General features: G+C 67.4%; 12 protein-coding genes. 6 read left to right on the top strand and 6 right to left on the bottom strand.

Features of this window, described 5'->3' with window-relative positions; translation table 11 throughout:
• Positions 1 to 104: 104 nt before the first annotated feature.
• The 4 genes from PGN27_RS20200 to PGN27_RS20185 all read left to right on the top strand — a co-directional run bounded on the left by PGN27_RS20200 (position 105) and on the right by PGN27_RS20185 (position 3,520).
• Complete coding sequence (locus PGN27_RS20200) at positions 105 to 581, top strand: nuclear transport factor 2 family protein (RefSeq protein WP_335327707.1); 477 nt, start codon at positions 105 to 107, stop codon at positions 579 to 581.
• 34 nt (positions 582 to 615) lie between these two features.
• A complete protein-coding gene (locus PGN27_RS20195) occupies positions 616 to 1,086 on the top strand; it encodes a hypothetical protein (RefSeq protein ID WP_335327706.1) in 471 nt (156 codons plus the stop codon).
• A gap of 100 nt (positions 1,087 to 1,186) precedes the next feature.
• Complete coding sequence (locus tag PGN27_RS20190) at positions 1,187 to 2,602, top strand: histidine phosphatase family protein (RefSeq protein ID WP_335327705.1); 1,416 nt, start codon at positions 1,187 to 1,189, stop codon at positions 2,600 to 2,602.
• An 81-nt stretch (positions 2,603 to 2,683) separates the two neighbouring features.
• Entirely contained in the window at positions 2,684 to 3,520 is an 837-nt protein-coding gene (locus PGN27_RS20185; RefSeq protein WP_335327704.1) for an IclR family transcriptional regulator, read from the top strand.
• A gap of 10 nt (positions 3,521 to 3,530) precedes the next feature.
• Here the strand turns inward: PGN27_RS20185 and PGN27_RS20180 are convergent, their stop codons facing one another.
• Positions 3,531 to 4,574, bottom strand: a complete 1,044-nt coding sequence (locus tag PGN27_RS20180) for an acyl-CoA dehydrogenase family protein (RefSeq protein ID WP_335327703.1) — start codon at positions 4,572 to 4,574, stop codon at positions 3,531 to 3,533.
• 83 nt (positions 4,575 to 4,657) lie between these two features.
• Between PGN27_RS20180 and PGN27_RS20175 the strand changes: the two genes are divergently transcribed.
• On the top strand, positions 4,658 to 5,503 hold the full coding sequence (locus PGN27_RS20175; RefSeq protein ID WP_335327702.1) for an acyl-CoA dehydrogenase family protein: 846 nt from the start codon (positions 4,658 to 4,660) through the stop codon (positions 5,501 to 5,503).
• Positions 5,504 to 5,685: 182 nt separating this feature from the next.
• On the opposite strand, the gene groL is transcribed toward PGN27_RS20175, so the two are convergent.
• The 5 genes from groL to PGN27_RS20150 form a co-directional block, all read right to left on the bottom strand.
• On the bottom strand, positions 5,686 to 7,308 hold the full coding sequence (gene groL, locus PGN27_RS20170) for a chaperonin GroEL (protein ID WP_335327701.1): 1,623 nt from the start codon (positions 7,306 to 7,308) through the stop codon (positions 5,686 to 5,688).
• A gap of 85 nt (positions 7,309 to 7,393) precedes the next feature.
• Positions 7,394 to 7,696 carry a co-chaperone GroES gene (gene groES, locus PGN27_RS20165; RefSeq protein ID WP_023985374.1) on the bottom strand — a complete coding sequence of 101 codons (303 nt, stop codon included), beginning with the start codon at positions 7,694 to 7,696 and terminating at the stop codon, positions 7,394 to 7,396.
• Between the two features lie 179 nt (positions 7,697 to 7,875).
• Positions 7,876 to 9,435 carry a diol dehydratase reactivase ATPase-like domain-containing protein gene (locus tag PGN27_RS20160; RefSeq protein ID WP_335327700.1) on the bottom strand — a complete coding sequence of 520 codons (1,560 nt, stop codon included), beginning with the start codon at positions 9,433 to 9,435 and terminating at the stop codon, positions 7,876 to 7,878.
• Entirely contained in the window at positions 9,432 to 9,791 is a 360-nt protein-coding gene (locus PGN27_RS20155) for a diol dehydratase small subunit (protein WP_335327699.1), read from the bottom strand. The genes PGN27_RS20160 and PGN27_RS20155 overlap by 4 nt, the downstream gene beginning before the upstream one ends.
• A complete protein-coding gene (locus PGN27_RS20150) occupies positions 9,788 to 12,064 on the bottom strand; it encodes a propanediol/glycerol family dehydratase large subunit (RefSeq protein WP_335327698.1) in 2,277 nt (758 codons plus the stop codon). Before PGN27_RS20150 ends, PGN27_RS20155 begins: the two co-directional genes overlap by 4 nt.
• Before the next feature lie 245 nt (positions 12,065 to 12,309).
• Between PGN27_RS20150 and PGN27_RS20145 the strand changes: the two genes are divergently transcribed.
• Positions 12,310 to 13,743: an APC family permease gene (locus PGN27_RS20145; protein ID WP_335327697.1), complete on the top strand. Its 1,434-nt coding sequence runs from the start codon at positions 12,310 to 12,312 to the stop codon at positions 13,741 to 13,743.
• Positions 13,744 to 13,818: the final 75 nt, after the last annotated feature.

The raw sequence follows: 13,818 nt of genomic DNA, 5'->3' as shown, positions 1-13,818 counted from the left end.
TGCAACCTCAACAACACTTGAGGTCAACCGCGTCCGCTCCGGTCGAGTCTCGGTGGGTGCAGCACACCCTGTCACCCATGGTTCAGCGTGCCTACGTTGACATCATGAACGTTCTCACCAAAACGACTGCGCTGGTGGCACTCCTGTTCTCGATGATGGCAGGCGCGGGCTCGGCACAGGCCGCACCATCGCGTGACGAACAGCGGATCCGCGACGCCTTCGGCCGCGGCGTCGGTGGGCCGGAGAGTTTCTACGCGCTGTTGGCCGAGGATGTGCACTGGACCGTTGCCAGGGCCCAGAACCCATCGGTCTACACCTCACGACAGGACTTTCTCGACCGCGGTGCTCGACCCGTATTGGACCGGCTCACCGGTCCCATCGAGGCGTCGGTGCACGATCTGATCATCGATGGCGATCAGGTGGTCGCGTTGTGGCGCGGCACCGCCACGGCGCTGGACGGAAAGCCCTATGTCAACGAGTACGCCTGGTCCATGACGATGCGTGGCGGCGAGATCGCGCGGGTGGTGGCATACCTGGATCTGGTGGCGCTCGACGACCTGATCCGGCGGGTGCCGGTGTAACTCCTTCGGCGGTCGCGCCGATAGACCACTCGTGATGCTTCGCAGCCTGCCCGTCCTCGCGGCCCTCGCCGTGGCCAGCGCCGCTCCGGCGCACGCGCTCCCGCTGCCGGAGTTCTGCGTTCCGGCGTCCGACCACGTCTGCACCGTCCGCCTGGCGTCGGTGACCGCCGATGCCGTAGACGGCACGATCACCGGGGCCCCCGTTGGAGGCGGTCCCGCGATCACCCTCACCGGCGAGGGCGACGTATACCTGAGGTCCGCCGGCTTCACCGACGCCCCCGAGGCCGTGCGCACCTGGGACAGCACCATCGATCAGGTGCGTCCGCTCGACGTCTCGCCGTCGGACCCCAACTGGTACGGCAATGCGAAAGCCAAGGTGTTCCTGCCGCGCACCCTCAACGAGCTGGCCACCGGATTCCCGCCCGACACCCTCATGGTGTCTTTCACCTCGGGCGACGGTGATGCGCCGTACCAGCTGGTGTCGATCCAGCCGACGCTGGCGTAGTCAGATCCGTCGGTCTCAGTGAGTGAGATCACACCTTGTCGGGATGCGCCCGGCGGGGCCACCGTGTGCTGAACACGCCCCCGGCAGGAAGAAGCACTCGATGTTGGCAGACCCACTCTCAGGCGCCCGGCGGTGTCTGGCCCGATTCGGCAAGCTCCTCGGTATCACCCTGATCGCGTCGGCCCTGCTCATCGGGGCCGCCATACCCGCAGCGGCCGAACTGATGCGGGTGACATTCGTGCGACACGCCCAATCGGCCGGGAACGCCTCCGGCCTGATCGACACGTCGACCCCCGGACCGACGCTGACGCAGAACGGTGAGGATCAGGCACGGGCGGTGGTCGGGAACCTCGGCATCAACAACTACGACGGCGTCTACGCCTCGACCATGCAGCGGACCCAACTGACCGCCACTCCGCTGTCGCAGTATCTGCACCTGCCGATCCAGGTGTTGCCCGGTGTCCAGGAGATCGAGGCCGGGGTGTTCGAAGGGACGCCGGAGAGCGAGGCCGCCAACGGGTACGGCCGGTTCCCGCTGGCCTGGGCCCTGCAGGGCAACCGCGACCTGCGCATCCCCGGTTCCATCAACGGCCATGAATTCGATGCCCGGATGGACGATTCCCTGCAGCAGATCTACGACAACGGCGACCGCAACGCCGTGGTGTTCTCCCACGGCGGTGCCATCATGTTCTGGACGATGATGAACGTCTCCAACCTCTCCTTCGAGCAGAAGCTGGACCTGTTGCGGTACTCACCGCTGGGGAACACCAATTACGTTGTCATCGAAGGCAGCCCGGAAGAGGGCTGGAAGCTGGTGAACTGGAACGGACAGAAGTTCGGGCCCGACGCGTCGGTCGCCGACGAGGTGAGCTTGCAGTTCCGGACGCTACAACGGCAACTCAGCACCGCGGTGACCCAGGTGTTCGCCTCCTTCGCCACCCTGAACCCGGCCAGGGTGCTGGCCGCCATCGCCGCGAGTTTCTCCGACACCGTGGTCTCGATCATCAAGTTCGCCGGCGCGGTGGGCAACAAGCTGACAGTCGAGTGGGCCAAGAACACCCAGCCCAACCCGCCCGCACAGACCGCATTGCCGACCGTCACCGACACCACCGAGCGAGTCGCGAGCCGGACCGTCACCGTCGACGAATCCACGACGAGCACGACCGAGGACGCCGCGGTCGGAGCAACCCACCGCAGGGAGCTGACCGCCGTTCTGGACACGCGGCCGATCGAGCCGCAGAGCCCCATCGCGATCGTCGACACCGAACCGGACACCGCAACCCTCATCGCGGACGAACCCGGACCGTCGCTGACCGATGAGGTGGACACCGACATTCGCGAGACCATCGGGTTCGATGACGACACCGATACAGCGAAATCCGTCGAACCGGAGCCCGTGAAGGTCAACGAGCCCAACACCGGCGGCGGTGAACAGACCGGCACCACAACCCAAGCCGACAAGGTGGTCACCACCGCGGCAACGTCCGATGGCGGTGGTACCGACAGCTCGGACTGAGCCGGCGCCCGATGATTCCCCGCCGTGACCGCGGCGGGGAATCGTCACGTCACCGGCCGATGCGGTCGCTAGGGTGAGGCCGTGCCCGACGTTACGCCCGACGCTCCCGCCTCGATGGTGGCCCGAGTCGCGCTGATCGTGAACGCCTTCGATCGGGCCGGCGTGGTACTCCGGCCCGATCAGGTGGTCGAACGCAGCGGTTTGCCGCGGTCCTCCACCCACCGCATCTTGAACCAGCTGCACGAATCCGGACTTCTGCAACGTGGTCCCGTGGGTTACTCGCTGGCTGCCTCCGCGCTGCCCTCCGCCGGGGCCGTCGAAAACGCACAGTTGCGAGGCGTGGCATCGCCGGTGTTGGAGCGATTGCACGCCGATACCGGCCTCGTCGTGCACCTCGGGGTGTTGGCCGGCGCCGATGTCGTGTACGTGGACAAGGTGACCGGTGCGGGCGGCCCTGCGGTACCCACCCGCGTCGCCGGACGCACGCCGGCGCATGCCAGCGCACTGGGCAAAGCCATGCTGGCGCGCCGACCGGCTGAGGACATCGACAAGACCCTGGACAGCGTGTTGCGCAAATGCACCGCCTGGACGATCGGAGACCTGCCCACATTGCACCAGGAGCTGGCCAGGATCCGCGGGCGACGCGGAATAGCCTATGACGAACAGGAATTGGCGGCCGGGTTGTCGAGCGTTGCCGCACCGATCACGCTCCCGGATGGCGAGATCGCCGGGCTCTCACTCACCGGAACCGTACCCGCGCAACGCTTGGTGCGCGTCGCGCCGTTCTTATCGCGTTCGGCCAACGGGATCACCTTCGAGCTCGGCGCATCGGCCACCGAGCGCGCGGAGGCCCATACCGTCACCGATGACATGTTGTCCCGGGTGTTGCGCACCCTGGCCTCCGACGCCTGGGTGTGAGGCCAGCCGTTCACCACATCAGGTCGTCGACGTCGATACCCACGGTATGCCGGCCCACCACTGCCAGCACCTGCTCGACATTGCTGGCCACATGCATCCGAGCGGTCAGGACATCGCGCCAGATGCGTTCCAGTGCTGGGTCATCGGCGTCTCCCACCGCCGCGGCGACGGCCTTGACCGCTCGATCGGAGGCCATCACCTGATCACGCCTGGTACGCAACATCGATTCCGAATCCGGATAACCGCCGGAGCGAATGCAGTCGAGCTGCTCGACGACGTTTCGCCGGATCTGCAACATCGACAGTTCGATCTCGGCACGAGAAACTCCCGATGGCCGGATGTCGAGGACACGTTGCGCGGCACCGAGTAACGGAATGGAGCCGGCCAGGGTGTACAGCGTCGGTTGAGGTAACCGCTGCAACGCGGGCATCGCGTCGGTGTAGCTCAGACCGAGCCAGCTGAACGCCCGGTGCTCCGGCACGAACGCATCGGTGACGATCACGTCATCGGCTCCGATTCCCCGCAAACCCAGACCGTTCCAGGCCCTTTCGACCCGATAATCGCACGCGGGAACGAGCACGGCCATGAAATCCTGCGCCGCGCCGTCGGCACCGACGGTCACCGCGGCGACGCTCAGCCAGGAGGCGTGGCGGGCCCCTGTGCAACGCGCCCAGCTGCCGCTGAGCCGGAACCCTCCAGGCACGCGCTCCAGTCGTCCGTTGGGTGCGTACGACGAGCACAGCAGCGATCGGGGATCCGCTCCCCACACCTCCCCCAGCGCGCGCTCGTCACGTACCGAGAGCCCCCAATTGTTGACCGCCAGCCAGCCGGCCAACCACCCCGTGGACGTACACGCCGACGAGAGTTCCAGCGTCGCGGTCAGATAGGTATCCGGCTCGGCGTCCAGGCCGCCGAACTCGGGCGGCTGCAGCAGCGCGAAGTAGCCGACATCGTGCAGCCGTCCGATCACCTCGGCGTCGACCGTCCCCCGGTGGTCGACTTCGGCAGCGGCCGCGGCGATCTCGGGGAGCAGACCACGGACCGAATCGAGCACGGACTGCGACGTTCTCTCCTTTACGAGTACTTCGGCGTGCAACGATCGAGGTATATCAGTCACCGCAGATGTGGGAGGTGGATATGCCGTATTCGGCTGAGATCGCCGAATCGATGGCACACCGCCTGATGCAGCCTGCCCAGTACGGTGGCGGCGCAATCACACCTGATGAATTTCTCTGCACGGTCATCGAACTCGGCACCGAGAACGCCTCGCGCGGGTGGGTTGCCGCCGCCTATGGTCTGGGTGCGCAGGCGTTGCCATCCACCGCGTTCGACGTGGTCTGGTCGGAGCACCCGGATGCGCGGGTCACCGTGGCATTCGGCGGCTCGGCACTGGTCGACGGCAACCGCCTCAATGGCCGGTGGCCCTCGGTGGTCGGCGCCCTGGAGGCGGACTGGTTTCTGCTCGGCGCCGACGACGGCTGCGTACTGCTTCCCGCTGCCGCGGTGCGCGTGCACAGCATCGAGGATGGCGGCGGCCTTCACGGATCGGGGCTGGCCGATGTCGACGTCACCGATGCCGATCTCACCGCACCTCAGGTGCGTCCACATCGCACCGGTGTGTACGGGGTGCTCGCCGCCGCGGCCGCGGCGGCAGCAGTCGTCGGTAGCGCACTGGGCGGCTGGCACAGGCACGTCGACGCGTTACGCGCCCGACTGGCCATCTCGCACGGCGGTGAGGAACTCACCGATCAGGCCGCGGCGCAGATTGCGCGCACGGCATCGGATCTCGACGCCTCGCGGCTTCAGATCACGACGGGCGGACTCGGGCATCGCGCACCGTACGACCAGGCGATGGCGCGGGCCCGCGCGGCGATGGACCAACTGCTGGCCAGCAGCAGGCATGCGCTGGACGTTTCGGATCCGGTCACCACGGCGTGGCGGGATGTGCATGCCGGCTGCCGGCTCGCCGCGCGGTATCGCTGACGGTCGATCCGCCTTCCGATCGTTGACTCTGCGATCTGGGCGCCGACTACTCGCACTAACGCGCCGTAAACGCAGAGTCAACGTTCCAGACCACGAGCAGTCCCCCGCAAGCGGGAGGTGCCCCCAACAAAACTGCCCCAAATCCGAAGATTTGGGGCAGTTCTGTGTCTGCTCGGGAGAACCTAGTGCGCGTGGCCGTGGTGTCCGTGGCCGGCGTGATCCTCTTCCTCGGCCGGCTTGTCGACGACCGCGGTCTCGGTGGTCAACACCATCCGGCCGACCGACGCCGCATTGAGCACCGCGGAGCGGGTCACCTTGGCCGGGTCGACGATGCCCTCGGCGAGCAGGTCGCCGTAGGTCAACGTAGCGGCGTTGAAGCCCTGCCCGACGGGCAGTTCGCTGACCTTGTTCACCACGACCGAGCCGTCGAGCCCGGCGTTGGTGGCGATCCAGTACAGCGGTGCCGACAGCGCCGAAGCGAAGACCTCCAGGCCGAGCAGCTCATCACCGGTCAGCGAGCCACGCAGGCTGTCCAGCGCCTTGCGGGCCTGCACCAGCGCGCTGCCACCACCGGTGACGATGCCCTCTTCGACGGCAGCCTTGGCCGCCGACACGGCGTCCTCGACGGCTTCCTTGCGCTTCTTCAGGTCGGTCTCGGTGGCCGCACCGACCTTGATGACGGCGACGCCGCCGGACAGCTTGGCGAGGCGCTCTTCGAGCTTCTCGCGGTCCCAGTCCGAATCGGTGGCCTCGATCTCGCTGCGCAGCTGGGCCTTGCGGTCCTCGATGGCCTCCTGGGTGCCCGCACCGTCGACGATCACGGTGCTGTCCTTGGTCACCACGACGCGCCGGGCCGAACCCAGCACGTCCAGGCCGGCCTCGCGCAGCGTCAGACCCACATCGGGATTGACCACCTGCGCGGCGGTGACGACGGCCAGATCCTCCAGGAATGCCTTGCGGCGGTCACCGAAGAACGGAGCCTTCACGGCGACGGCCTTCAGCGTCTTGCGGATGGAGTTGACGACCAGGGTCGACAGCGCCTCGCCCTCGACATCCTCGGCGATGATCAGCAGCGGCTTGCCGGCCTCGGCCACCTTCTCCAGCAGCGGCAGCAGGTCGGGCAGCGAGCTGATCTTGTCGCGGTGCAACAGCACCAGCGCGTCCTCGAGCACCGCTTCCTGGGCGTCGAAGTCGTTGATGAAGTAGGCCGAGATGAAGCCCTTGTCGAACCCGACACCCTCGGTGACCTCGAGCAGCGTCTCCAGGGTGGAGGACTCCTCGACGGTGACCACACCATCGGCACCGACGGTCGTCATGGCCTCGCCGACCAGGTCACCGACCAGCTCGTCGCGCGAGGACACGGTGGCGACCTGCGCGATCGCGGTCTTGTCGCTGACAGGCTTGGCCGCGGCCAACAGGGCCTCGGACACCGCATCGGCGGCCTTGCTGATCCCGGCGCCGAGGGCGATGGGGTTGGCACCGGCGGCGACGTTGCGCAGGCCGGCCTTGACGATCGCCTGGGCGAGCACGGTCGCGGTGGTGGTGCCGTCACCGGCGACGTCGTTGGTCTTGGTGGCCACCGACTTGACCAGCTGGGCACCCAGGTTCTCGAACGGGTCCTCCAGGTCGATCTCGCGGGCGATGGTGACACCGTCGTTGGTCACGACCGGTCCGCCGAACGCCTTGGCCAGCACCACGTGCCGGCCGCGCGGGCCGAGGGTGACGCGGACGGCATCGGCGAGCTTGTCCACGCCGGCCTCCAGGGCGCGGCGCGCAGTTTCGTTGAATTCAATCTGCTTGCTCATAAATGTCCTTTGATGTGCCGGGGGCAAAGCCGACCGCCCCGGACGTCACCCATCGACGGGGACTTCCGGGGCGGTACACAGCTGCTTACTTGTTGACGACAGCCAGCACGTCACGCGCGGAGAGGATCAGGTACTCCTCGCCGCCGTACTTGATCTCGGTGCCGCCGTACTTGCTGTAGATGACGGTGTCACCCTCGGAAACGTCCAGGGGGATCCGCTTCTCGCCGTCCTCATCCCAGCGGCCGGGGCCAACTGCGACGACGGTGCCTTCCTGCGGCTTTTCCTTGGCGGTGTCCGGGATGACCAGACCGGAAGCGGTCGTGGTCTCGGCCTCGTTGGCCTGAACGAGGATCTTGTCCTCGAGTGGCTTGATGTTGACTGCCACGATTGGAGCCCTCCACTAGGTATCGGAGACCGGGAATGTTCCGGGTCCTTGTTTTTTCAGGTGTTCGGCATGCGTCCGAGCCCTCGCACCGTCGTCGCGGGTGCCGGCGCCGGGTGTGGCCGCGTGCCACCTAGCACTCTATACACGCGAGTGCTAGCACTCAAGGGTGGGTTGTGCAGGTGCTATCCCGTCCCGGCCGTCGCGAGCACGACGAGCCCGTAGGCCACCGCGAACCGATGCCCCAGCTCCCCCGCGACGTTGCCGCGGCCCACGGAGACATCGTGGCCGAGTCGTTCGGCCAGCGCCCGGACCAGCTCATCATCACCGGCGCCACCGCCGACCAGCAGCACCGCGCTCGCACCCGCGCCGACCTGCTGCACACCGCGCATGACATTTCCGCCGATGACCAACCGCTTGGCGGCCAATCGCCAGCTGCGCCACTCTGCGGCCGACATCGCCGAGGTGAACGGCAACAACCCACTGGGCGCCGCCGTCAGCAGCCATCCGGTGGAGCGTCCGTCGATCGGGGTGTCCAGGAACCGGCGGCGACCGTGCTCGTCCTCGACGAGCTGCACCGTCACCGCGGTCACCGCCTCGGCGCGCTTGGCGTACTCGGCCGCGCTGGTGGAGATGTCCAGCGCGGCGGCGGTCGCCGCGGTCAGCAGTTGACCGGCCCCCGGCAGCACCACCCGATCCCCGGTCGCCACCACATCGACGGTGCCGCCGCCGACGTCGACGACCACCACATCGGCAGGCAGTCCGGGCGTGGTCAGCGCACCCGCCCGCGCGGCGGCGGCCTCGGAGTCGATCCGGGAGACCGGCACCCCCAGTGCATCGGCCAGCGCGTCGGCATCGGCAGGCGACACCTCGCCGCCACCCATCGTCGCCATCACTAGGCTGTCGACGGCGACGGCGCCGCGGCGGGCATTGGCCGCCGCGGCGATATCGGCCAATTGCACGATGTGCACCAGCCCGTCGGGCAGTTCGGGCTCGGACGCGGGCTCGTCGGCCGCGGCCTGCGCATCCAACGTGACCACCGCACACACGCTGTCGAAGAGCTGGTCGGCCACGGCGCGGGCGTCGGCGCGCTCGCCGTCGTCGAGGGCGAAGACATCGGCCAGCCAGAACGGGTCGGTGAGGCGCTGCAGCGGGGACATTCCCTCCCGGACCTCGACCGCGACCAGCGTTGCCGCCAGCACGCGTTGGACGTCGACATCGTCGACCACCGGCACCGCGCTGTCCAACCGGTTGGAGATCAGCACGGCCTCGTCGTTGGCCGTCAGCACAGCGGCGACATCACAGCCCGCCGCCATCGCGTCGTTCACCAGCGCAGCCACCTCGACATAGCCGAATTCTGCTGTGGCGCAGGCAATGACAGAGACATCTGGGTTGACCGAGGCCAACCGATCGACCGGGACGGGCACACCTACACCAGCCGCGTCACCGGCGGTCGTGGCCGCCGACCGCAACACGATGGCCAACCGACCCGTGCGCCGGGCCTGCAGTCGAACCCGTTCCACGGTCGAATGCACCGGCGGGGTAGGCGCGAAGGCCGCCCGCTCGACGGTCAGCCCGTGCTTGTCGGCCAGTCGCCGAACCAGTTGTGCCGCAACCTGAATCGCCCGCGGGGAGCCCTTCCCACCGCGGGTCGGGGTACGCCCACAGGCCAGCACGTCACGATCACGACACAGCACCACCTCGGTGGTGGCGTTGCCGATGTCGACACCGGCCCACACCGTCATCGCAACAGGCCGCGCCGCCGGTAGACGACGGCGGCCTCGCGCACCAGCGCGGCGCAGGTCGGGGCGTCCTGGGCGGCCAATCGGGCCGCCAGCTCCTCGAGTTCCTCGAACGACGACCGTCCCGGGCGCAGCGCCTCGTAGGAGGCCAGCATGTCCTCGGCGGTAAGCGCGGTCATCTCCGCGGCCCGACGCAGGTTGAGCCCGAGTTGCAGGGATCTGCTGCGTTCGGCGTTCTCGGCCTGGCGTAAAAGGGTGTCCCGGCTGATCCGGATGTCGTCGAGGACGAGTTCACCGTTGCAGGCGGCCTCGACGGTGACATCGTCGATGCTGCGCCCGGAGTGCGAAAGTGCGGTCATCGGGTGAACTCCATGTCGATATTGCGGCGGCGTTCGCCGCCGTCGAGGGCCAGGCTCTCGGCCCGTTCGATGGCAACCATCGACACCACCTTGGTGTGATAGCGCGCGGTGATGGCCTCGTCGGTGTAGGCGTTGCGCATCGGTGACGGGGTCGCGCCCTTGGCGTGCCTGCCCGCGTTGATCCCGATGATCCGGTACATCTCCGGTGAGATCAGCGGAGCCACGCTGAGCAATTCGAGGTTGGCCAGCGGTGGCAGGTCGCGACGGTGGATCAGCGTGGTGCCCTTGGCCTGTAGCCCCACTCCGATACCCGACCCGGACAGGCCGGCCGCCGACTTGCCGATCATCCCGAGGTCGATGCTGTCGGCGATGCGCACCACCCGCGGCACGCACTTCTCCTCCTCCAGCCCGGCCAGGATCTGCTCGAGGGCGTCATAGATTGTCATCCCGGACAGCGTGCAGAACAGCTTGGTGCCGAACGCCGGTGACACACCGACGACCACCTCGCGCGGATCGGTGCCGAAGTCGGCCGGTCCGAGGATCCGCAGGCGGTCGGGCTCGGCGAAGGTCGCCTGCTCACGCACCAGGTCGGTCACCGACCGGGCCTGGCGCACCGCGTCGATCTGCGCCTGGCGTTCCGGGGTCGGCCGGTAGCCCGTGCCGGGGCCTCGGTAATCGTTCGGATCTTCCAGTGCGGAAAGCACATTCATCTGCTCGTCGAAGATCGCGGCGGTCTGCAGATAGTCACCGTTGACCCGGGCCTTGGCCATGCCGAGGACTCGGTCGGCCAGCTCGGTGAATCCGGTCTCGGCGAGTGCGGTGACGATATCGAGCACCGTCAGACCCGACTGGTCGATCATCCGGGCTGCGCTGAGCACCTGCACTCCGTCGGTCTGCGGGAGGTTCTTCGAACCTGCTGCGGCGACAACGGCTTCCACGTGATCATCGTCGAAATCGGCGAGCCCCAGATACTCGAACACCGCCCGGGTGGCCTCGGCGGCCTGGCGGCGCATGGCCTCCAACGTGGTCGGGTCGCACGACCGCAGGCCACCGTCGACGCCCCAGTCGCGTTGCATCACCAGGTAGTCGTCGAGGTCGTCGGCGTTGAAGTTGGACGGGCCGAACATGTTGTCATAGGACACGATCGAGCCGAACCCGGAGAAGATGAAATCCGATCCGGACAACAGCGTCGGCAGCGTGCGACTGGTCCGGCGCATGGTTGACTCGCTCATCAGCGAGTCGTTGCCGCTGCAGGATTCCAGCCCGCGCAACATGACCATCAGGTTCTCGGCGTGCAGCTCCTTGACCCCACCGGGCACCGAGGCGGTGATCGCCGCGCCGTCCACGCCGCCGTTCTGCACGCCCTGGGCACCGATACCCTTGGCCAGCGCCACACAGCGGGACTCCAGATAGTTCATCGACTTGCCCTCGGCCGCCCCCATCAACACCTCGGAGCCGGCACCGCTGGACAGCCGCATCTTGATACCGCGCGAAGCGTAGGACGATGTCAGGAACGCCTTGGACCACGGGGTGTCGTCACCGTCGGTGAACACCTGCTCGGTGCCGTAGACCGAAACCGTCTCGGCGTACGAAACGAGACCGCGCACACCGAGTTCCAGCTCGCGAGCCTCCTCGACCGAGCACTGGGTCAAGGCTCCGGGGGCGGGTACCTGCGAGCCGATCAGCAGGCCGACGGCCACCGCGGGCGCGTCGTCGAGGACGGGGACGGTGGCCTCCAACTCGCGGAAGCCATACACCACCGCCGTCGCCGCATCGGCGGCGATCAGCAGCGGATCATCCAGGCGATTGGTGACATGCGCCTGGTTGGCCGGGGTCCGTCGTGCGCGCATCTTCATCATGGCCATCTGGATCTCGACCGGATGCAGCCCGGCCACCACCCTGGCCATCTTGGCCGGCGTCAATCCCGAGCACACCGTGAGCACCTCGGCGCGCGGCACGCCGGAATCGACGATCAGACGCGCCAGTTCGACCTCCGACATCGCCATCGACACCGGCGCCTGGGCGTGGTCGATGGCGTAGCGCACGACGAACTCGTCGATGGCGTCGAAGTCGGCGGCGGGTGTGGAGTCCATCTCGAGCACGGTGCCGTCGTCGCCGACCACCCAGGACGGTTCCGGGTCGTTGGGCGACAGATGCGAGATCATGCCCAGCGAGGGATCGGGTTCGGCGAAGCCGTCGAGGTTGACGCGCTGCTCATCGAGGAGACGGATGCGTCCGAGCCGGTGGTCCGGCTCCGGTTCGGGGCTGTTCACGATGACCTCTCTCGTCGCGGGGTGGATACAGCATCGGTCAGCGGTGCGGGACGGACAACGGGACGCGGAGAGCTTCCAACAACCTGTGTGAGAAGAACACACCACCGGCGCGGCAGCTGTGACTGGATTACAACAAGATGTTGGAAAGTGATGCAGACCTCTGGCAGACACCCCGTGCGGGTCGCACACTTTCCCCGGACTCGGAGCCGACGAACGCCTGCTCCGTGCGCAGAGGAGGTTCGAACATGTCCGAAGTGCTCAATACGGGCGACAAGCCCGGTGGCGCAACGCCACCGGACAGCCGCGGTCGGCTACGCGGCAACCTGGGTGTGCCCGCCATCGTGCTCATGGTGGTGGCGGCGGCGGCCCCGTTGTCGACGGTGGGCGGCAACGTCCCGATCGCGATGGCGCTCGGCGACTCGACCGGCATCCCGGTGGCATTCCTCGTCGCAGGTGTGATCTTTTTGCTGTTCGCCGCGAGCTTCGTGGCGATGTCGAAGTACGTCAGCGACACCGGCGCGTTCTATGCCTACATCCAGAAGGGCCTCGGCAAGGCGGCCGGTACCGGAGCGGCGGTACTCGCCCTGCCCGCGTACATGGCGACCCTGCTGGCCGTGGCCGCCTACGACGGCGTCATCCTGGCCGGCCTGCTGCAGATCATCGGTGCGCCCGCGGTGCCATGGTGGGTGTTGACGGGCCTGGTGCTACTGATCATCGCCTTCCTCGGCTACCGCGATATCGAACTCAGCGCCAAGGTGCTCGGCATCTTCCTTGTGTCCGAGGTCGCCATCCTGGTGGTGCTGGACTTCGTCATCGTCATCCAGGGCGGCGACAAGGGCATCACCGGTGACTCGTTCACCCCATCGGGCATCTCCGGCGCCTTCGGCATCGCGTTGCTCTACGCCCTGTGGGGCTTCGTCGGTGTCGAGGCCACTGCCGTGTTCCGCGACGAGGCCCGCGACCCAGACCGCACTGTGCCGCGCGCCACCTACTGGGCCGTCGGCATCGTCGCCAGCTTCTACGCGTTCTCCAGCTGGGCCTTGGTCGAGGGCAATGGTGGCAACGACGCCATCCAGGTGGCCAAGGACGATCCGGACAACTTCATGGTCAACACCGCCGAGAAGTACCTCGGCATGCTCGGCAAGGACCTGACCACACTGTTCTGGTTCGTCAGCGTGTTCGCCTGCGCGCTGGCCTTCCACAACATCTGCGCGCGGTACACCTTCGTGCTCGGCCGCGACAACGTGCTGCCCCGCAAGCTCGGTGAGGTGCATCCGAAGCTGGGTTCACCGGCCAATGCCTCGGTCCTGGTGACCGTGCTGTCCATGGTGATCATGGGTGTGTTCGTGCTGCTCGGCCTGGACCCGGTGCTGCAGATCTTCGGTCCGCTCGGCGGCCTGGGCATCTGGGGCCTGTCCATCCTCTGGTTGCTGACGACGATCTCGGTGGGCCTGTTCTTCAAGCGGCGCGGCGGCCCGGTGAACATCATCGTGCTGGCGGTCATCGGGACGATTGCACTGGCGGCCGCGGTGGCTCTGATCATCGCCAACCTGACCCTGGTGGTCGGCGGGTCGACGACGCTGGCGATCATCTTCGGTATCGCACCGGTGGTGTTCCTCGGTATCGGCGCCGCGCTGAGCGGACGGGCACCCGAGGACCTGTCGATTCCGAAGTCCTGATCGCAGGGAGTCCCCTCAGCGCGTCACGGGTCGCTGATACCGTCGAAACACGGCGGTATCAGCGGCCCGCCGAGT

Origin of the sequence: Mycolicibacterium neoaurum, assembly GCF_036946495.1 — a bacterium.
GTDB classification, from domain to species: Bacteria; Actinomycetota; Actinomycetes; order Mycobacteriales; family Mycobacteriaceae; genus Mycobacterium; species Mycobacterium neoaurum_B.
Note: the sequence above shows the minus strand (reverse complement) of the source record. Positions and strands in the feature narration are given on the sequence as shown.

Coding starts and splice junctions, on each gene's coding strand:
- PGN27_RS20145 (WP_335327697.1), top strand. CDS start 12,310: ATGTCCGAAGTGCTCAATACGGGCGACAAGCCCGGTGGCGCAACGCCA.
- PGN27_RS20200 (WP_335327707.1), top strand. CDS start 105: ATGAACGTTCTCACCAAAACGACTGCGCTGGTGGCACTCCTGTTCTCG.
- PGN27_RS20155 (WP_335327699.1), bottom strand. CDS start 9,791: ATGACCGCACTTTCGCACTCCGGGCGCAGCATCGACGATGTCACCGTC.
- groL (WP_335327701.1), bottom strand. CDS start 7,308: ATGAGCAAGCAGATTGAATTCAACGAAACTGCGCGCCGCGCCCTGGAG.
- PGN27_RS20190 (WP_335327705.1), top strand. CDS start 1,187: ATGTTGGCAGACCCACTCTCAGGCGCCCGGCGGTGTCTGGCCCGATTC.
- PGN27_RS20175 (WP_335327702.1), top strand. CDS start 4,658: ATGCCGTATTCGGCTGAGATCGCCGAATCGATGGCACACCGCCTGATG.
- PGN27_RS20160 (WP_335327700.1), bottom strand. CDS start 9,435: ATGACGGTGTGGGCCGGTGTCGACATCGGCAACGCCACCACCGAGGTG.
- PGN27_RS20195 (WP_335327706.1), top strand. CDS start 616: ATGCTTCGCAGCCTGCCCGTCCTCGCGGCCCTCGCCGTGGCCAGCGCC.